General features: G+C 38.2%; 15 protein-coding genes. 5 read left to right on the top strand and 10 right to left on the bottom strand.

Annotation, left to right across the window (positions count from 1 at the left end; translation table 11 throughout):
* Positions 1-34: 34 nt before the first annotated feature.
* Together BC008_RS24700 and BC008_RS24695 are read left to right on the top strand one after the other, a co-directional pair.
* Positions 35-895 (top strand): ArsR/SmtB family transcription factor, encoded by an 861-nt coding sequence (locus tag BC008_RS24700; protein ID WP_027843344.1) that lies wholly within the window; start codon positions 35-37, stop codon positions 893-895.
* 569 nt (positions 896-1,464) lie between these two features.
* Positions 1,465-2,349 (top strand): ParA family protein, encoded by an 885-nt coding sequence (locus BC008_RS24695; RefSeq protein WP_027843343.1) that lies wholly within the window; start codon positions 1,465-1,467, stop codon positions 2,347-2,349.
* 111 nt (positions 2,350-2,460) lie between these two features.
* On the opposite strand, the gene ileS is transcribed toward BC008_RS24695, so the two are convergent.
* Positions 2,461-5,358, bottom strand: coding sequence for an isoleucine--tRNA ligase (gene ileS / locus BC008_RS24690; RefSeq protein WP_027843342.1), 2,898 nt, complete (start codon positions 5,356-5,358; stop codon positions 2,461-2,463).
* Positions 5,359-6,107: 749 nt separating this feature from the next.
* Between ileS and BC008_RS24685 the strand changes: the two genes are divergently transcribed.
* Together BC008_RS24685 and ligA are read left to right on the top strand one after the other, a co-directional pair.
* Positions 6,108-7,169 carry a vWA domain-containing protein gene (locus BC008_RS24685; protein WP_027843341.1) on the top strand — a complete coding sequence of 354 codons (1,062 nt, stop codon included), beginning with the start codon at positions 6,108-6,110 and terminating at the stop codon, positions 7,167-7,169.
* A gap of 363 nt (positions 7,170-7,532) precedes the next feature.
* Entirely contained in the window at positions 7,533-9,590 is a 2,058-nt protein-coding gene (gene ligA / locus BC008_RS24680; RefSeq protein WP_027843340.1) for an NAD-dependent DNA ligase LigA, read from the top strand.
* Positions 9,591-9,781: 191 nt separating this feature from the next.
* On the opposite strand, the gene BC008_RS24675 is transcribed toward ligA, so the two are convergent.
* Positions 9,782-10,402 carry a TetR/AcrR family transcriptional regulator gene (locus BC008_RS24675; protein ID WP_235595932.1) on the bottom strand — a complete coding sequence of 207 codons (621 nt, stop codon included), beginning with the start codon at positions 10,400-10,402 and terminating at the stop codon, positions 9,782-9,784.
* Positions 10,403-10,837: 435 nt separating this feature from the next.
* Between BC008_RS24675 and BC008_RS24670 the strand changes: the two genes are divergently transcribed.
* Positions 10,838-12,424 (top strand): FAD-dependent oxidoreductase, encoded by a 1,587-nt coding sequence (locus tag BC008_RS24670; RefSeq protein ID WP_027843338.1) that lies wholly within the window; start codon positions 10,838-10,840, stop codon positions 12,422-12,424.
* Positions 12,425-13,046: 622 nt separating this feature from the next.
* Here BC008_RS24670 and BC008_RS24665 read toward each other — a convergent pair.
* The 8 genes from BC008_RS24665 to BC008_RS24630 form a co-directional block, all read right to left on the bottom strand.
* Positions 13,047-13,913: an FkbM family methyltransferase gene (locus BC008_RS24665; RefSeq protein ID WP_058183967.1), complete on the bottom strand. Its 867-nt coding sequence runs from the start codon at positions 13,911-13,913 to the stop codon at positions 13,047-13,049.
* Positions 13,914-14,352: 439 nt separating this feature from the next.
* Positions 14,353-14,907 (bottom strand): hypothetical protein, encoded by a 555-nt coding sequence (locus BC008_RS24660; protein ID WP_058183966.1) that lies wholly within the window; start codon positions 14,905-14,907, stop codon positions 14,353-14,355.
* Between the two features lie 273 nt (positions 14,908-15,180).
* Positions 15,181-15,399, bottom strand: coding sequence for a hypothetical protein (locus BC008_RS24655; protein ID WP_036265441.1), 219 nt, complete (start codon positions 15,397-15,399; stop codon positions 15,181-15,183).
* Between the two features lie 81 nt (positions 15,400-15,480).
* Positions 15,481-15,714: a hypothetical protein gene (locus tag BC008_RS24650; protein WP_058183965.1), complete on the bottom strand. Its 234-nt coding sequence runs from the start codon at positions 15,712-15,714 to the stop codon at positions 15,481-15,483.
* A gap of 90 nt (positions 15,715-15,804) precedes the next feature.
* Positions 15,805-16,017, bottom strand: coding sequence for a hypothetical protein (locus tag BC008_RS24645; RefSeq protein WP_058183964.1), 213 nt, complete (start codon positions 16,015-16,017; stop codon positions 15,805-15,807).
* A 661-nt stretch (positions 16,018-16,678) separates the two neighbouring features.
* Positions 16,679-17,299 (bottom strand): cytochrome c oxidase subunit 3, encoded by a 621-nt coding sequence (locus tag BC008_RS24640; protein WP_027845188.1) that lies wholly within the window; start codon positions 17,297-17,299, stop codon positions 16,679-16,681.
* 295 nt (positions 17,300-17,594) lie between these two features.
* Positions 17,595-19,334, bottom strand: a complete 1,740-nt coding sequence (gene ctaD / locus BC008_RS24635) for a cytochrome c oxidase subunit I (RefSeq protein ID WP_027845187.1) — start codon at positions 19,332-19,334, stop codon at positions 17,595-17,597.
* 87 nt (positions 19,335-19,421) lie between these two features.
* The gene (locus tag BC008_RS24630) at positions 19,422-20,408 is read right to left on the bottom strand and encodes a cytochrome c oxidase subunit II (protein ID WP_027845186.1); all 987 of its coding nucleotides are present in this window, start codon (positions 20,406-20,408) and stop codon (positions 19,422-19,424) included.
* Positions 20,409-20,929: the final 521 nt, after the last annotated feature.

Here is a 20,929-nt window from a genome sequence, read left to right as displayed (position 1 = left end):
GAAAAATAAGTTATTTCGATTATTCTAGAAATACATGGATGATTCTGCTAGCTATGCCGATGTCTTTGCTGCACTTGGCTCAGAAGCACGTTTAGACGTGATGCGATTACTATTTGCAGCCTACCCAGAGGGGATGAATGTGGGTGATCTAAAATCACGACTAAAAATCCCCAATTCAACACTCTCCCATCACCTGGAAAAGTTGCGAATAGAGGAACTCGTTACCGTACGGCGCGATCGCCAATTTATCTGGTATTACGCTAATGTGCAGATGTTTGAGGATTTGTTGACATTCCTCTATAACGGTTTCTCATCTAGCGAGCAGGTCTCCATTACAGAACAACAGACCAAGGAACGAAATACTAAAAAGATATCCACTCAGGAGGACATTATGTTTGAAGATTTTTTCGGTTCTGTGCAAACTTTTTTTGGCAAATTACGTCTTAAATTACCTGGATTTCAGCGGTTTACTGAAAAAGCAATTCAGTCTATTTCTTTCGCACAAGAGGAAACACGAAGTTTACAGCATAAGTGGGTGGGAACAGAGCAAATCCTGTTGGGTTTGTTGCGACAAGAAACAGGTCTTGTTGCTCGAGTTTTCTCTGAATCGGGTATTGAATTAGAACCAGTGAGAGAAGCGGTAGAGAGTATTATTGGTCATGGTTCGGGAAACCCTAACACAACTTGTTTCACCCCCAGAGCCAAAAAAATCTTTGATATTGCACTCAAGCAAGCTAAGCAATTAAAACATTCTTACATCGGGACAGAACATTTATTGTTGGGAATTCTGATTGAGGGGGAAGGAGTTGGTGTACGGGCTTTGAAAGAACTGGGATTCGACTGTAATGAACTGGAAGAACAACTACAAATTGCGATAGTTCAAAGTAGTGTTTGAGATTTATGTTTTAGATTAAAACTTGTTATGTTTTTGAAGTTTGATAATGGGTAAGAAATTCAAGTAAAGCTTATGCAAGTCTCAAAGGACTTAGTATTTAAAATCTGGTAAATCTTGCTGTAATTATGAGCGGATGAAAGCTAACTCATGACGAAGAATAATTAATTGGAGATTTGTATTTAAAGTTAAATTACTGAAAAGAGTACAAGATGTGAACCGACAAAAAATCGTGAATTTGTCCGTGAACTTCGATCGCATCCAGACCCATAGTTTTCCCTGGGGTCAAAACTCAATTTTTCCAACTGGGTGTGGCTTAGTTTAGATGACTGACGGATATTAAGCAGTTGCCATCAAGGTTAAAGCTTACATTGGTTTAAGAAATCTAGTTTTTCTTAAATCAGGCTTTCTCCTAAATCCAGTGACTGATATAATTCTGACTGCTTATTGCCAAATTCGAACAAGTATATTACTTTTTGGTTACTAAGAAATCTTAAAGTTAAGCAAATCTTTCCATCGTCAGTAGAATTGCAAGTTACCTAGTTGGGAATGCGTCACCAGAGGAATAAAATATGGGTCATGTAATTGCAACAGCCAATATGAAAGGTGGTGTGGGTAAAACAACCCTCAGCGTCAACATTGCGACTTGTCTCGCAAAAAATCATGGTAAACGGGTGTTGGTATTGGATTTAGATACTCAGATTAGCGCCACACTCAGTCTGATGTCACCTGTCGATTTTGCTAAACTGCGGAAACAAAGAAAAACATTCCGATATTTAATAGACGAAATTATTAATCCTGGGAGAAAACGCAAATATTCAATTGAAGATATTATTGAGTCTGGTGTTTGTAGGTTGGAATCACTAGATTTATTACCAGGAGATATTGATTTATATGATGAATTTGTAGTTTCAGAAATGCTGCACGAACAAGCAGTAACAATTGGTGAAAAGGATTTTGAAACTATTTGGAATCGTTTTGAAAGGGTTTTATTGGCTAAGGTTTTGGAACCGGTACGGGAAAAATATGATTTTATTATTTTAGATTGTGCTCCTGGTTATAATCTTTTAACTCGGAGCGCTTTAGCTACTAGTGATTTTTATATCTTACCAGCTAAGCCAGAACCCTTATCTGTGGTAGGTATTCAATTATTAGAAAGAAGAATTGCACGTTTAAAAGAAAGTCACGAACAGGAGACGAGTATCAACGTTGAAATGTTGGGTATTGTGTTTACTATGTCCAATGCAAACATTCTTAGCGGTAGATATTATAAACAAGTAATGAACCGCGTTCATCAAGATTTTGGGGAAGCAAAAGTTTTTCAGACCCAAATACCAACCGATGTAAATGTTGCAAAGGCTGTAGATAGTTTTGTTCCTGCTGTTTTAACTACACCTACTTCTTCTGGTTCTAAAGCATTTATTAAGTTGACCCATGAATTGTTAGATAAATTGTGAATTGGTAATGGGTAATTGGTTCGTAGTTGCGCTTTAGCGCTTTCATTTTAAAACCTTTCAGGGCTAAAGCCCAACTACAAACTTAATAAAATTAATACGGTCAGGGTTAAGTTAAAACTCTCCTGCTAACGCTGGAATACACCGCTCGCAAAGCAGGGGATGTTCTTTCGATTCACCAACTTTGGTGGAGTAGTTCCAACAACGATCGCATTTTTCACCATCTGCTTTGGCTACACCAATATCCCATTTATCTGAATGCAAGTTATATTGCAAGCTTTGGATTTTTTCTGCATCATCAACAATTTCCACTTGGGATGTGATGAACAGATAGCGCAATTCGTCTACACCATTACCTTGCTCGGGATTGAATGATTTTACCGATGCAAGTAATTTTTGGTTAGGGATGTAAAGCAAAACTTTGGCTTCAAGGGGAGCACCGATCATTTTTTCGGCTCTCGCTTGCTCCAATACTTTGTTGACATCGGTGCGTAACTCCCGAATTTGGTGCCATTTTTCGGCTAATTCTGGATTATGCCATTTATCTTCTAAATCTACCCAAGCCGATTCAAACACTGATTTGTAAGGTGTTTCGTAGGGGAGGAATTGCCAGATATCTTCTGCCATATGACATAATACTGGAGCCATTGCTTTAGCTAAATTCTCCAAAGCTATTTGCAATACGGTTTGACAACTGCGACGACGGAAAGCTTTAGACCCACTGATATATAACCGGTCTTTCGCTGCATCTAAATAAAAGTTAGATAAGTCCACCACGCAGAAGTTTTGAATGGTTTGGAAGAAGCGGGAAAATTGGAAGCTTTCGTAGGCTTCGGTAATTTCCTTAAACACTTCAGTCATACGGTGAAGCATGTAGCGATCGAGTTCCGGTAATTCCTCAAAAGCAACTGCGTCTTTGTTGGGGTCAAAATCATGCAAATTTCCTAACAAAAATCGCGCTGTATTGCGAATCTTGTTTCTGATGTCGGTGGTTTGCTTGAGGATATTTTTACCAAGTGGTTGGTCGGAAGTATAATCGACTGAGGAAACCCACAAGCGCAAAACATCAGCACCGTAAGCAGGTTCTTGCTTTTGGTTTTTTCCACCTTCAATGACTACTTTGGGATCGACAACATTCCCCAAAGATTTACTTTGTTTGCGTCCTTGTTCGTCCAGGGTAAAACCGTGAGTTAACACAGTTTTATAAGGCGCACAACCATTTACCGCCACACTAGTAAGCAAACTGGATTGGAACCAACCCCGATGTTGGTCGGAACCTTCCAAATAAATATCTGCAGGGTAACGCAACTCGGGACGTTGTTGTACTACTGAAGACCAAGAAGATCCAGAATCAAACCACACATCCATGGTATCCGTACCTTTGCGGTACTTTTTGCCATTATTCTGGAAACTTTCTGGTAATAGCTCCTCTACTGGAAGTTCCCACCAAGCATCGGAACCCTTCTCAGCAATAATTTTTTGCACGTGAGCAATGGTTTCTTCCGTTGATACTGCTTCCCCAGTTTCCTCATCATAAAATACGGGGATTGGTACCCCCCAAGAACGCTGACGGGAAATACACCAGTCGGAACGATCTGCAACCATTGGGGTGATGCGATTTTCACCCTGTGCGGGAATCCATTTCACCTCTTTGATTTCTTCTAAGGCGCGATCGCGAAAACCTTTTACGGATACAAACCACTGTTCCGTCGCACGGAAAATAGTTGGTTTTTTGGTACGCCAGTCATAGGGGTATTTGTGGAGGTATGGTTCGTGTTTTAATAAGGAACCCGCTGCAGTCAAGGCGTCAATGATCGCTTTGTTTCCTTCACTAACTTCACCTTTTGGTCCTACAACCTTTAAACCAGCAAACTGTCCGGCTTCCTCTGTAAATTTACCAGCATCATCAACAGGGGACACAATCGGTAAACCGTAACGCTGACCGACAATATAATCTTCTTGACCGTGACCAGGAGCGGTATGCACTAAGCCTGTACCGGACTCAGTTGTAATATAATCACCACCGATAATTACTGGACTTTCGCGTTCAAATAGGGGATGACGGTAAGTGCAATTTTCTAAATCTTTACCTTTGATTGTCGCTTTGACAGTTAATTTTGCGTCAAAAGTTTCAGCAAGCCGTTCTACTAAATCAGCAGCAACAATCAGGTACTTTGTAGAGACGGAAGATGTCACATCTTTGCTAAATTCAACCACCGCATAACTGAGGTCTGGATTGACTGCAACCCCCAAGTTACCGGGAATTGTCCAAGGTGTAGTTGTCCAAATTGCCACACCCAAATCTGGTAAAAACTCTGAAAGTACAGATTTCGCTGTATCCGCCAAACTTACAACCGGGAAAACAGCATAGATACTCGGTGAAGTATGACCCTCAGGATATTCCAACTCAGCTTCCGCCAAAGCAGTTCTCGAACTGGGGCTCCAATGAACGGGTTTTAAACCGCGATAGATGTAACCTTTTAACATCATTTCACCGAAAATCCCGATCTGCGCTGCTTCATATTCCGAAGTTAGGGTTAAATAAGGGTTATCCCAATTGCCCCAAACACCATACCGCTTAAAACTTTCCCGTTGTTCCTCAACTGTCTTCCAGGCAAATTCCTTTGCCTTCTGGCGTAACTTTAAAGGAGTCAAACTTTGCCGTTCTGCTGACTTAATATTTTGTAAAACTTTGAGTTCAATGGGTAAACCGTGGCAGTCCCAGCCCGGTATGTAGCAAACCTTACGTCCTTTTAATAACTGATAACGATTAATAATATCTTTGAGAATTTTATTTAAGGCATGACCAATATGCAGAGAACCATTGGCGTAGGGAGGTCCATCATGCAATATGAATAATTCGCCTGGGTTTTCTTGGGACAGGCGTTCGTAAATTTGATTTTCTTGCCAAAACTTCTGGATTTCGGGTTCGCGCTTGACGGCGTTTGCCCGCATATCGAACTTAGTAGAGGGTAAATTTACTGTATCTTTGTAACTTCCAGTTTCTGTCACGATTTCATGCCAAAAATTCTAAGGTAATATGCCCATCATTATCAATGAGACTGCCCAAGTCTTCAACCTGGGATTTTTTTTAAGTTTACAACTTTAGTTTGCAACTATAAGGGAAATTCTCCCGTTGACGATGGTACATATAAAAATACTCTTTAATGATAATGTAATTAACATTTGAATTATCGTACCGATAAGTAAAATTCTTTCTCTTCGAATAGTGCGCCGATACACCCAGGGAACATAGGGAGAAGCCCCATCGGGTCGTATCCACAAATCACAGATACACTACAAGACGCCCCACCAGGCTATCTCTACAAATCTGTGACTAAAGTTCAGATGTAGAGGTATTTACTTGTTTAGCAAATAATGGTAGTATTTATGTACTACTAAAAAGTAAAAATTTTTTATTTCTCAAAAATAAGTGCAGCAACACCAACAGCGCAGAGATGGGAAAAATTGAAAAAATTCATATTTGTAAAGGAGTTTTAGTGCATTATCTATCATATTTTGCTAAGACAACAAGATAAAAAATTAAACAGTATTTCCACTAAATTTTATAGGCATAGATAGCTTAATTTATATGCCTTGTAATAGCGTATTTTTGTGGTTTTGTAATTATTGTCGCGTAGGTAAAATAGAGTTTTCATAATAGCAAAATCAAAGTTTCAAATTCCAAAAGTTTCAAATTTTCAAATTTTAAGTTTTCAAGTTTTCAAATTTTTCAAAATAAAAAAATCTCAAAAAAATAAATGACTAACAGCAATATTGAAGTAGTCTTCAGTTTTGATACCACTGGAAGCATGTATCCCTGTTTGACTCAGGTCAGACGAAAAATAAAAGAAAGCGTTACCCGCTTAATGAATGAAATTGCTTTAATCAAAATCGGTATTATTGCTCATGGTGATTATTGCGATGAAAAATCAACTTATGTCACCAAAATATTTGACCTTTCCAGTGACGTTGATGCAATTTGTAATTTTGTCCAAAATGTAGAAGCAACAGGTGGTGGAGATGCGCCAGAATGTTACGAGTTAGTATTACATGAAGCTCAATCTTTATCTTGGTCAGATTCTGCATCTAAGTCTTTAGTTTTGATTGGGGATGATATACCCCATCCACCAGCACATAATCCCAAAAAATTAAATTGGCGCAAAGAAATCAAGAAGTTAGCCGAGCAGGAAATTATGGTGTATGGGGTACAAGCACTAAATCGTTCCCATGCGACACCTTTTTATCAAGAATTAGCCCAAGCATCTGGCGGATTTCATATTAATCTAGACCAATTTTCTTATATTACTGACTTATTCTTAGCTGTTTGCTATCAACAATCTTCCAACGACCAATTGCAAGCTTACGAACAAGAAATCATCAAACAAGGACGGATGAATCGGGGGTTAAATCAAATCTTTAACGCGATGATGGGACGTGAAGAAACATCTTATTACCAAGATGCTGATTTGCGCTCTGTTCCTCCAGGACGTTTCCAGATTCTAGATATTGACGAAAACATCCCAATCAAATCATTTGTTTTGGAAAATGGTTTAACTTTCAAAGTTGGAAGGGGTTTTTACGAATTTACCAAAAAGGAAACGATTCAAGGTCATAAAGAAATTATTTTGATGGAACGAAAAACCGGCGATTTATTTGAAGGAGAAGCAGCAAGGGATATTTTGGGAATTCCTGTTGGTGAAACAGTTCGTCTCAAACCGAGTAATTTGGAAAAATATACGGTTTTTGTTCAAAGCACTTCTGCAAATCGAAAATTGATTGGTGGTACGCGCTTTCTTTATGAAGTTGAAGATTGGAGTTAATAAAACCCTGTCTTAAACTTCCTTGAGGAAATATAACCGCTTCTAAAAGTAATAAGTAAAAAGTAATGAGTAAAAAGTAATGACTTAACTTCTCCCGAGGGAATTTAACCCCCTCCTAACCTCCCCCGAGGGAGGAATAAGGCTAACTTAGCGCTATAGTAAGAAACTTAGAGCAAAATAGTTAATTTTAATTATGCTATCGGCAATCGCTGACCATTACTTTTAGTTAATAATCTAAAAGCCAGATGTGAAGCCATTTTTACTGCTGACTTCTACTATAAAATCTGTGTTTGGTTCGGCGATTGCATGCGCAGAGCTTGCGCTTATCACTATATGCTGTTTTGACGAGTGGAGATAATTACGGTGGTATCAATTAAACCGGAAGTTCAACAAAGAATTGAAGAATTGCGCCAATTGTTGCAACAAGCTAGTTATGCTTACTATATTCTGGATGCTCCCACCATGGAAGATGCAGTTTATGATCGCTTGTATCGGGAATTGCAGGATTTAGAAGCTGAATATCCTCAATTGATATCATCCCATAGTCCCACTCAAAGGGTTGGTGAAAAACCCGCAACTCAGTTTAACTCGGTCAAGCATAATATTGCTTTGTACAGTTTGGAAAACGCATTTAATATTGATGAGTTAAAAACTTGGGAACAACGTTGGCGCAGACAGGTATCATCTGCAGATGAGGTAGAATCTCCAGATAAAGCAGAATATGTCTGCGAACTGAAAATAGATGGTTCGGCTTTAGCTTTAACCTATGAGAATGGGGTTTTAGTTAGAGGTGTAACTAGAGGTGATGGGGTCGCAGGAGAAGATATTACCCAAAATGTGCGCACAATTCGTTCTATTCCGTTGCGTTTAAATGTAAATGATGTATCATTACCGGAAAGAATAGAAATACGGGGGGAAGCATTTTTACCCTTAGATGTATTTAACCAAATTAACCAAGAACGGGAAAAAGCAGGAGAAAGTTTATTTGCAAATCCCCGTAACGCAGCAGCAGGTACCCTGAGACAATTAGATCCTAAAGTAGTAGATCGCAGGCGTTTAGATTTTTTTGCTTATACGTTACATCTTCCTGGAATGGATGATGCTAAAACACCAAATACTCAATGGGAAAGATTACAATTATTACATCGCATGGGTTTGAAGGTAAACCCCAATAAAAAACTATGTCAATCTATTGAGGAAGTAGCGCAATATTACGAGTATTGGGACACAGAACGGCTCAACTTACCTTATATGACCGATGGGGTAGTAGTAAAATTAAATTCCTTTGCACTTCAAGAACAATTAGGATTTACTCAGAAGTTTCCTCGATGGGCTGTAGCATTAAAATATGCAGCCGAAGAAGCACCCACCCGCGTGGAAAATATTCTAGTTAATGTGGGACGTACGGGAGCTTTAACACCCTTAGCTCAAATGCGTCCCGTACAATTAGCCGGAACAACGGTTTCTCGGGCTACTTTACATAATGCCGATCGCATCGCCCAATTAGATATCCGCATTGGCGATACCGTTGTAATTCGTAAAGCTGGAGAAATTATCCCGGAAGTATTACGGGTATTAAAAGAGCTCCGCCCCAATGATACTACACCCTTTGTTATGCCCAGTGATTGTCCAGTTTGCGGTCAACCCGTAGTCAGACAAAAGGAAGAAGCGGTAACCCGTTGCGTTAATACATCTTGTCCGGCGATTGTGAAAGGTTCAATCGAACATTGGGTAAGTCGCAATGCTTTGGATATTCGCGGGATGGGGGAAAAAGTCGTAGAGCAGTTGGTAGATAAAGGATTGGTTACTTCTGTCGCCGATTTGTATGATTTGACAATCGATAAATTATTAGAATTGGAGCGCATGGGGGAAAAATCCGCACAGAAATTAATTGATGCGATCGCGAAATCGAAAAATCAACCTTGGGCGCGAGTATTATATGGTTTGGGAATTCGTCATGTAGGTAGTGTTATTGCTGAAACTGTAACGAAAAAGTTTACTTCTGTGGAAAAATTATCACAGGCGAAAGTTACAGATATTGAAGGAATTTATGGGATTGGAATTGAAATTGCTGAATCCGTACATCAATGGTTTCAGGTCAGCGCCAATCAAACTTTAATTCAACGATTACAAACTGCTGGTTTACAATTTGTCGCTACAAATCCAAATACAGAAGATGTTAACACTAATCAAAAACTAGCAGGAAAAACTTTTGTAGTTACGGGTACATTACCCACCCTCAAGCGTAATGATGCTAAAGCTTTAATTAAAAAATATGGTGGTAAGGTTACTGATTCTATTAGTAATAAAACCGACTATTTAGTTGTGGGGGAAGATGCCGGTTCTAAGTTGAAAAAGGCGCAAAGTTTAGGGGTTACGCAGTTGAGTGAAGAGCAGTTGTTAGAGTTGTTGGAGGGGTGATCATCGCTTCCGATATGTATTTACCAAAATATAAAGTGCTCAAATTGACGCCAACGTACTGGTAGTCTTCGCGATCACTTATCGCATAAACCTTATCAAATCCTAAAGTCCAGGCTACTGTTGTCCATCACCTAAGAAATATATTTTCTTATTATTAAGATACAAAAAGCACTGGGTCGTCTCCCAAGAATTTAAGCCTTCATTCCCTGAGTAACAAAATTAACCAAACGCTTGATAGCAACTTCCACTTCCTGTGGGGAATTTTCTTGTACCAGTGCATTGGGTTTACCTACTTGAGTTAAAACGCGAACCAGTACTGCAATTGAAAGATCCAGTTTCCACTGTAATTCCGAGCGTGTTTGATCGGGAAGTGCTCGCTGAAGCATATCTAAAAAGCGTTGGTGATTCTCGCTAAATTCCTTTTCTGCAAGCTGCTGTACTGGAAATGGTTCCGTACGACAGCGTCCGATAAACTGAGCCCGAATTACTCCCATCTCTCCCATTTGTGAGATCGTTTGTAAGGGAGGAGCAATAAAAGCTTCCAGAAGATTTTCTACAGAAGTTGGCTTTTCCCCATTTTCGTAATTCTTCAATTGGCGTTGTTGAGCTTGAATAATCTGCTTCGCAACTCTTTGCACAACAGCACTAAAAAGTTTTTCCTTTGAACCAAAATGGTAATGAACAGCAGCAATATTAACTTCCGCTTCTCGGATCACGCCACGCAAAGTTGTTCCTGCAAAGCCTTTTTCGGCAAACAGTTTCTCAGCAACGTTGAGTATTTGTTCTTTAGTATCAGCGGTAGCTACATTCACCTTTACTTTAATCAAACGTTTGAATAAGAATTATTTGTGATTATAACCTATGGGTCAGTGTGTAGTATCTCGTTTTCAAAATAGATAAGAATCATTAGAGGTGAATAGGACTTTTCTCAATTAGTGAAACTTGCCAAAAATTCAAACATACGTTTTAATTGTATTAAGTGAGTAAGTTGATAATTGCTACTCAAGAGTCTTACTTGTAGTCAAAAGTTTGTGGTTTATTCTCTAGAAAAATATACTTCAAATTTCTCAAAATCCCCTGATTAATATCATATTTCACGCTTTTGATAAATGGTAATCTATATTCCATGAAGATTCATCAATCATTGTTGTTCTAGTTTTTGCAGTTCCCAAAATCATATCTTTTTTACTATTTTTTAAATCAAACGTTTGAATTGTATTGACTCGTAATTAAAAAGGAGATTCCTTATGTCACAAAAAACAGATGTTCTCGTTGTCGGTGCAGGTCCAGTAGGCTTAACCGTTGCGATCGAACTCGCTCGGCGTAATATTAATGTGCGAATTATCGAAAAACGAGACAAACCATCTACACGCAGTAAAGCGCTAGTGGTACATGCTCGCACCCTAGAATTTTTCGATATCTTGGGTATTGCAGGAGAATTAATTCAACGCGGTTACACATCTCCCGGAATTGACTTTAGCGCTAATGCACAAAACCCACTCCGAGCGAATATGTACGGACTTGATACTCGCTTTCCTTACATCTTAATTTTGCCTCAAGCCGAAACCGAAGCAATTTTAGAGCACCGTCTCAATCAACTTGGTGTAGAAGTAGAACGCAGCAACAGCCTGACTCATTTTCAAGAAACTGAAATAGGAGTCTGTGCAAGTGTCGAAAATGAGGATAGCGCTCAAATTGAGATTGAAGCTAAATATCTAGTAGGTGCAGACGGTTCGCGCAGTACGGTAAGAGAAGGTCTTGGTTTACCCTTTGAAGGCTCTCCCTACTCTTGGACTGCCTTTTTAGGCGATATTCATATGGAAGGACATCACGCAGAAGGTGGAACCGAACAGCATTCCAACGATAGAGGTTTAGCCTTCATTGTACCCTTTGACGATGGCTCCCATCGTATTGTTACTATTGACCGTAAATATCAAAACCAGCCCAAGAAGCGCGAACTTGACCTTGAAGAGCTCCAAGAATCTATCAGTGCGATCTTAGAAAAACCAGTTTCTTTAAGTCAAGCAAAATGGTTATCGCGGTGGGGTTCCGAATTACGTCTAGCTCCTAAATATCAACTTGGAAGAGTATTTATTGCTGGTGATGCAGCCCACACCCACAGTCCTGCTGGCGGTCAAGGGATGAATACTGGTATCCAAGATGCTTTTAATCTCGGTTGGAAATTAGCTCTTGCTGTCAAAGCTGAATCACCCCAAACTCTCCTCAATACATACAATGCAGAACGTCATAAAATTGGCGCTAGCATTTTGCGCGTGAGTGACTTTTTATTACGTAGTTTACTCTTACGCCAAAGAATTCTACGACAAATGCGAGAATTACTATTTCGTATTTTTATCCCTTTACCATTCGTGCAGCGAAAACTTGCTCAAAATTTATCGGGGTTGGGGGTTAGTTACGATACCGGAAAAGGTCAACTTGCAGGAAAGCGCATACCAGACATGGAGTTGATGAGCGCTAACCATGAAACAATAAGACTGTACGAACTCCTACGTTTCCCTGGCTACACTTTGCTTTTATTTATCAATCCAAATCAAGCACAGTCTGGACGCAAACAGATAGACCAAATTCTCAACAGCAGTGATGAGATGTTGAAGGCGCACGCGATCTTAAATAATGGTTTACCACAATTCCATGAATTTAAAGCTAATACTAACACCCTAGTTGATTATCGCGGCGATTTTGAAACAAAGCTTGGTGCAAAAACAGGTCGGATTATTTTAGTACGTCCGGATGGTTATGTTGCATTTGATATGGACACTCTTGATGCAAATATTTTTGAGGAGCAACTGCAAAGATGGAAGATTGTAAGGTAACCTTCCCTAATTACAATAGCAAGTTGATATCTGACTGCTAATCAAGCAGCAAATAGTCAATAATTCCAGACTTTCAACACCTCCGAGGAAAAATCGAGAAATTAATTGATGCGATCGCAAAATCGAAAAATCAATCTCGGGCGATTACTGATTCGGTTAGTAAGAAAACCGATTATTTAGTTGTGGGGGAAGACACCGATTCGAAGTTAAAAAAAAGATAATACATCTGCAAGTAGCTAAAGTTACTCAGACAGATGCTTTAAGTATTTTTAAAATAGAAAAGCAGATTGAGGAAGCACAAGCTGAATGTGATCGCATCTTAAAGGACTGGATGAATGCGATCGCGGCAGATATAGAATTTGATGCATTACCGCTGATAGAAGCAATTATTAATGATATAGAAGATGAATTAGTTCAGTAAATTTTAGACAATAGTGACTATGGGATTCCGGAATTAGCAAATGTCAGGAATTTGTTACTTGTGTGAATGCAATTGGTATGAAGAAAAGGACAGATGGCTGAAATACTAGATCAAAATCAATGACCGAAACATTTGCTGAAGCATTAAATGATTTTCAGCCCTTGATGATTTATGCCCTAAACTAAAGTTTAAAATAATGAACTAACTTTTATTGGTAATTTTGAAAAATTCTTGATGAAGTCTTTTGGGAACTAAAAATATCATCTTGGGAAGAACATCTTTGGGATATCCTGTAATTTGAATAAACTTTGGTTTTAAATGATATTTTGATTTATCTTTCGGTTTTACAAAAGCAAAAATTAAATAATTAAGCTGTTTTGCATATTCAAGCAAACGATTATCAGGAAAAGCCTCAGATAAAATTAAAGGCTGTTCTCTCTCAATTAAATTTTTTCCACCTAACAATACTTCAATATCAGCACCCTCTACATCTGTTTTGATTGCAGTCACTCTTAAATCAGGATGTTGATTGGCAAAACCATCCAAAGTATTAACTTTAACATTGATACAATCTCCAGGAACTGCTTTTGATTTTGTATTTAATCTACTTAATTCAGGTAACCTCGTAATATCAAACTGCATTTCACCAGCTTCTGAATAAACAGCTTCTTGAATCACCGTGATATTATCAACTTTTCTGGCATTTTCTTTTAAAGCGTTAAGACTTCTGGGGTCTGGTTCAAAAGCATAAACTTTATGACAATAAGGAGAAAGCAGTAAAGAGTAATAACCAATATTTGCACCAATATCTAAAAAACTTTTCTGCTTATCAAGATATCTAATAAAATATTCTTCACTTCCCCAATCAACATAACCATTTTTTACAAATAACTCGGTTCCAAACCTACTAGTACGAGGAAGGTTAATTGAAATTTCTTTATTTAATTGAATAATATTATCTTGTTGGAGAATACGTTTATAAAATTGTCTAATAAAGTATCTATAAAAAAATTTAGTATAACCAACTTCAGAAGCAAGACTCCAATTTATCAAAGATAGATTATTCATTGATTTGGATGATAAGACTTAAACTTATTTTTTATAACCATCTATCAACATAACAAGTTTAATGTCTTGTAAATAACCGTAAAAACCCCCAATGACTAAGAATATTTACAATAGAAGCAACTGCGGTTCATAATACAGTCATACACTTTTAATTTCTTAGTACAGTGAATTTTATAGCGTTACGTAATTAGGTTGAGAAATTAGTTTTAGATGCAGCAAAGCTGTAAGCGCGTTCTAACACGTAGTGCGTCCAAACGCGCCTAGTGGAAGCGAAACGTAGCAGTTCCCCTAAAGTCGTAGACGTGCTAAAGCCTATGAGTAATAAACTTTTAACTTTTGAATTTTGTTAGCATAGCGTGTTTACCCGCACTTATCAGTGAATGTTCTCAAAGAGCGCGCAACCCGTAGGTTATATTTTTACCTTTCATATTTTGACTTTTTAATTGCGTGTAGCGCCATATGTCTCGCTTTCCCAACTATAGTTAGCAATTTTGCCCAAAAATAGTATGGTTCCTAAAGCATTAATAGTAAAAACCATTCCATCGTTGAATAAATCTACCAAACCTGTAATAGATGGCTTATTTAATCTTATGTTTGAATTATGAGTGAGATTAATTTCTTTCTCTAAGGAATGTTCTATGTCTTGATTATGAAGTGATTTATCTTTAGAGTCTTTTTCTGTAGTTTCAGATTCTGAAAGCGGAAATGAAGGCAAAACTTGATTATCCTCAATGGCTTTATTCACTATTTCTTTTATCTGACTTGAATCAATTAACACATCTTCAAGTGAATTCGATAAATTTAATCCCTTAGCAATAGTAATTTCCTCACAATTATCTATTTGAGACTTAACTTCTTGGGGAAAAAATTGAAGATATTCTGTAGATAAACTCTGTGATAAGTCCAGCTCAATTTCTATTGGAACTCTCAACATCAAATTAACCAAAATTTTTTTGGTTCCTGAGTTGGATTTTACATCAGGTAAAGTAGACATAACTTTAGGTCACTATTATTAGTATAGTTACTGTAGGACGATACTTCCATAATGAAGTTAGTTGTCAAGGAAGTAATCACTTAAAGACTAGTTATAATACTTCCTTGAATAACAGTTATTCATCGAAAACTAGCAACAAATAGTTCTAAATATAATCATGATTTGGTGATTATACTTAATATCTATTACTGTTTTCTCTACTACTATTTTCAGTAACTGCGATAAGCCCGTTCACCGCAGGTGCGTCTCAGGGCATGGTCAGAGGCATCGCGATTAATACTTGTAAGTGTCAATGGGCTTACAAATTGGTTTCTTACTCTTAATTTCTGGTTCTAGTAAGACATCAGGCTCCAAGAAAATAGGTAATTTCTCGTGAGCAGGATTCACTGGAACAACAGATACTTCCGGACAAACTGTCACAGGTATGTTTAACTTGATGGGAACAGTAAATTCGCAAGTTTTTTGATAATATTCTTTGGTATGCTCGGACATAATCAATTATCCTCTGATGATTTAGATATTTGGTTGAGTTTTATTTTAAATTTGTTTGCTTGGTGTGATTAGCAGATATCACTAAGCTTGATATGGCTGTTTATCATAGCCATTTAAAGCTTGACAAACTGGTTTCTTACTACTAACTTCTGGCTCTAGCAAAATATCAGGTTCTAAATAGATGGGTAGTTTTTGTTGAGTAGAATTAGCTGGAGTAACTGATACTTGTGGATGAACAGTAACAGGTATATTTAACTTGATAGGAAAAGTAAATTCACAAGCTTTTTCGTAGCTTTCGGTAATTTTCTCAGACATAATTAACTATCCTTTTATTTTTTTATGATGTTTGATGTAGTTGATTTTTTGCTACCAATTAAAGATAAATTGGTTAATGAAGTGAATATTTTAGTAACCACCTAAAGCTTGACAAACTGGTTTTTTACTTTTAACTTCTGGTTCTAGCAAAATATCAGGTTCAAAAGATATGGGTAACTTCTCTTGAACTGCATTAGCTGGGGTAACAGATACTTGCGGATGAACTGTAACAGGTATATTTAATTTGATTGGGAAAGTAAATTCACAATCTGTTTCATAGTGTTCGACAATTTTCTCAGACATGATTCAATATCCTTTATTAGTGTTATAAAGTAAAAAAAAAGTAAAATTTATTTTGTTTCTCATATTTAATCTAATAGGCAATATAATATTAATTGCCCGCGACTAGATATAATTTCAAAGCAATGAATTCTTTGAAAAGATAACAGAAATTACTTTTTTTCTTTCTAAATTAGAATAGGTGCTGCCAAATTAACTTATGCACATTAAGAATATAATTAAACTATACCTTTGAGTATTTAAAAGTAATTGCTCAAAAAAACAGATTAAACTCAAAAAAAAACATATCTAATACAGTTAAATTGATTCTTTTGTCTCAATATGCTTATATTTGAAGTCTTTTCTCCTTCAATCCTTCTCAAAAATAAAAAATTTATCCTAACTTCGAAGTAAGTTTCCGGTATTATTATCCCAGAGCAAAATGATATCATGTCCGGTAAAATGCTTGTAATAAGGTTAGTAGTAGCGCTTTAGCGCGATAGACAAATATTGGCGCTAAAGCGCTACTACAAACATATTTTTTCATAAGTAATTAAGCGGACATCATATGATTTGTGCGTAGCACCGTACCAATTCTCACCAAAAAATAAAAAACCCCACAATGGGGGTTAAAAAATCGAAATATTAAAAATTGATTTTGAGCCGAGATTAAAATTATCCACAGCTAAAGTATGTAAAGCAAACCAAAAAGAATAATCCAAATTACGTCTACAAAGTGCCAGTAAATCTCTGCCGCCTCAATACCAAAGTGAGATTCGCTGCTGTAGTGACCAGCTTTGAGAGAACGTAAAAATACAGCCAAAATTGCACATACGCCAATGAAAACGTGCAGTCCGTGGAAACCTGTTAACACATAAAATGCACTAGCATACAAGTTTGTGGTTAAACCAAATTCCAAATGGTAATACTCATACGCCTGTCCGCAGAGAAAAACGATTCCCATCAATGCAGTAATGGCAAACCAAATTCTCATCCCTGTGACATTATTTTTCTTAATCGCAGTGTCTGCGTTATGGATGACAAAACTGGAAGCAATTAGAATCGCGGTGTTTACTCCGGGTAGCAGCAGTTCTCTTTCTGGAGTTCCAGGGGGTGGCCAAACCGGTAACTCAGAACGGAAAATTAGATACGCTGCAAACATACCCATAAAAATCATTCCCTCGGCAATGAGGAAAACAAATAAACCAGTTATACGGTGGTCTGGATGTTCGGCATGATGTCCTGCACTTGCCACATGGTGATGATTGAGTTCCGTTTTTGCCGGATCTACTGTTTGAGTTTGCATAAATATTAGAATTCGATACTTGTACTACTGCTAATGAGCTTCGCGAGCAAAAATTAAGGTTAAATATCCCAAATCTTCACCCCCACATGTTCAATTTATCTTTTCAAGATCTAGCTCCTTCATAGAAGCGAGTATACTGCTATATTGTCATTAACATTCTGGTTCTAGCAGGCGAAGTAACGCAATTAATTGGGGTTATTCCCAGGCAACTAAAACCTGGGAATATTTAAATTTCTATCATCAGGAGAGCAAAAGTAAAAACATACCTCTTGTTTTCAGAAAAGATTTGATCTAATTACTTTCCCTTATTAGACTCGGCATTTTTTCCTTCCTGCTCGGCTCGCAAAATTGAGTTGGGACCTGCTGCTAAGACTGGTTCTTTTTCATCGGAAAGGGGTACATCAACCTCATCAATACTATATCCCATACCGTATTCGTAGGGCCCACAAATAAGTACTGGAGTAGTCTCGAAGTTTTCAATAATTGGTGGAGAGGTTGTTTTCCATTCCAGAGTTAGTGCTTGCCATGGATTATTACCAGCTTTTGGTCCATACATCCAACTCCAAATTACGTTGATGATGAATGGAAGAGTGGAAATTGCCAGTAAGTAAGAACCGTAAGTACAAATTTGGTTGAGGTCAGTAAATTGGGGGTCGTATTGAGCAATACGACGATTCATACCCATCATTCCCAATTTGTGCATGGGTAAGAAGGTCATGTTCATACCGACAAATGTCAGAGCAAAGTGAACTCTACCCCAAAATTCATTAATCATCCGTCCGGTAATTTTAGGGAACCAATGGTAGTAACCAGAGAAGATCCCGAAAACTGCACCACCGAAGAGAACGTAGTGCAAGTGGGCGACAATAAAATATGTATCGTGGACGTGAACGTCAAATGGTACAGAAGCCAGCATTACGCCACTAATTCCACCAATCACAAAGGTGCTTAAAAAGCCCATTGAAAAAAGCATGGCACTGTTGAGACGAATCTTTCCACCCCACATTGTTGCCAACCAACTAAATATCTTGATCCCCGTGGGTACGGCAATAATCATGGTGGTGATCATGAAGAACATCCGCAACCAACCAGGAACACCACTAGTAAACATATGGTGTGCCCAAACAATTAGACCCAAAAAGCTAATTGCTAAGGAAGAGTAAGCGATCGCTCGGTAACCAAAAATTGGTTTGCGGGAGTGGACGGGAATTACCTCGGAGATAATGCCAAAAAAGGGCAAGATCATAATGTAAACCGCTGGGTGGGAGTAGAACCAAAACATATGTTGGTAAACTACGGGATCGCCACCGCCAGTAGGATTGAAAAATGCCGTTCCAGCAATCAAGTCAAAGGAAAGCAGAATTAAAGCACCTGCAAGTACTGGAGTAGAAATCAATGCTAAAGCTGAAGTAGCTAACATCGCCCAGCAGAACAAAGGCATTTGATTGAAACCCATACCAGGGGTTCGCATTTTGAATGTGGTAACTAAAAAGTTAATCGCACCCAAAATTGACGACGTACCCAAGAGCAAGACACTTATAATCCAGATGGCTTCACCAACCTGACCCGTAACCAAGCTCAGGGGTGGGTAAGATGTCCAACCCGCATCGGGTGCATCACCAACAATCAAACTACTAATTAGTAATAGTCCTGCGGGAGGAACAATCCAGAAAGCAAGAGCATTCAAACGGGGGAATGCCATATCTTCTGCCCCAATCATTAGGGGAATTAGATAATTAGCAAATCCTGCACCTGCTGGTACAATCCACAAAAAAATCATAATTGTGGCATGCAGGGTAAACAAACCATTGTAGGTTTCTGGACTTACAAAATCTGATGCTGGAGTTCTTAACTCCGTACGGACTAAATCAGCAAATACACCACCCAAGCAGTAAAACATGAAGGTGGTAACCAAATATTGAATGCCAATTACTTTATGGTCGGTGTTGAAGGTAAAGTATTCCCACCATTTTCGTTGACGGTGTTCAGTCACTGGGACTGATGGTACTTCCGGTTTAATCTGTGCTTTGGTCATAAATAATTCTGAGTTAAGTCAGTTATTGGTTTTTGCTTGTTGGTTATATTTTTCGTAGGGCTTTCCACCAACGACTAACTGGCTTCCTTAATGATGGTGATGAGCAGCGTGCATATCATTGGGGATTATTTCCGATGAAATTCCCATTGGTTCGGTATAGGAAGCAAGTGCAACTGCTTGCTCCATTTGTTGAGCGCTAGCAATTTGTTGCTGTTTCATCCAGCTATCAAAATCTTCCTGGGTGTGAACTATAACTTGGGTTCTCATTGCGCCGTGGTAGGGACCGCAAAGTTCAGCACAAACTACAGGATAATTACCTAATTTGTTGGGGGTAAAACTTAATTCAGTCTGGCGACCGGGAATTAAATCTTGTTTTAAGCGAAATTCAGGTACCCAGAAAGCATGAATTACATCATTAGCATTCATATTTACCTTTACTTGTCGACCCTCAGGAACGTGAAGCTCCCCTGAGACAACCCCAGTATCTGGGTAGGTAAAAATGAAAGCATATTGCAAACCTGTAACGTTAACAACTATTTCTGAGTTGTCGTTTACTTTTACACTCGCAGGTAATGCCTCACTATCTGCAGGATTATCTCCATCTGACTGGGGATCGGATGCTAATAGTGGTTGTCCATCGCTTAAAGTGGCAGCGACAGCAGTTCCCGGCGCGCTTCTAGTTTCTGTCGCCACTGGGTTTGTATTTTCTTTGCTGGGACCCAATCCTCCGATTTGCTGATAGACATCAAAGCTGTAAACTGATATACCAAGTACAATAACAGCAGGAATAGCAGTCCAAAGTATCTCTAAGGGTACGTTACCATGTACTGGCGGACCATCCTCATTATCGCCAGCACGGCGACGATAGCGAATAGCGCAGTAAATTATTACACCTTCCACAATTAAGAATATGCCTGTGGATACGGTCATCATGGAATTAAACAGACCATCCACTAAATCGGCTTCGTCAGAGGCTGCTGAAGGTAGCAATCCGTGGTTTTGACCATACCACAGACTTGCTAAGGTCAGAACAATGCCTATGAGTAATGTCCAGATCGAATTTGGAATTTTCACGGTTGATAAAATTAACGACTTTACTGTCTTAGATAAAACGACCCATCTACTAAGGTAATCCAGCCTATCGGATATATAGACATTGAGTCTGAAATCTTTATTAATTTTTTCGGTCGTTTCTCTTATTTAATGATTCTGTACAACTCTGAAAAAATAGATAAATCGACCGAAATAGCAAAGAATTCTTATATGCCTCTTTTATCCATCAAGGATTGTTTACCATCTGCAGGGAATATTCAAGTAATTAATACCATAAAGATGATATTTTTTTTAGTTTGAAGATCTAATATTTTGGTAATTCAACTGCCCATTATTTGCAGTTGGGACTTCAGTCTTCAAAATCTTTGTTAAGAACACCACAAAGTACGAGCCTTGAGATTGAGAACATATTTTGATACGGTGCGGTGCGAATACGGAATTAAAAACTAAGAACCTAGGAACCAAGAAAATACTAACTAAGAAACTGAGGACATAGTATAACCTTGTATTTATGACTCGTGAGAGTTCTAGGACTGAAGCAA

The sequence above is a fragment of the Mastigocoleus testarum BC008 genome (assembly GCF_001456025.1).
Taxonomy (GTDB): domain Bacteria; phylum Cyanobacteriota; class Cyanobacteriia; order Cyanobacteriales; family Nostocaceae; genus Mastigocoleus; species Mastigocoleus testarum.
This window is presented reverse-complemented; position numbering and strand designations above follow the sequence as displayed.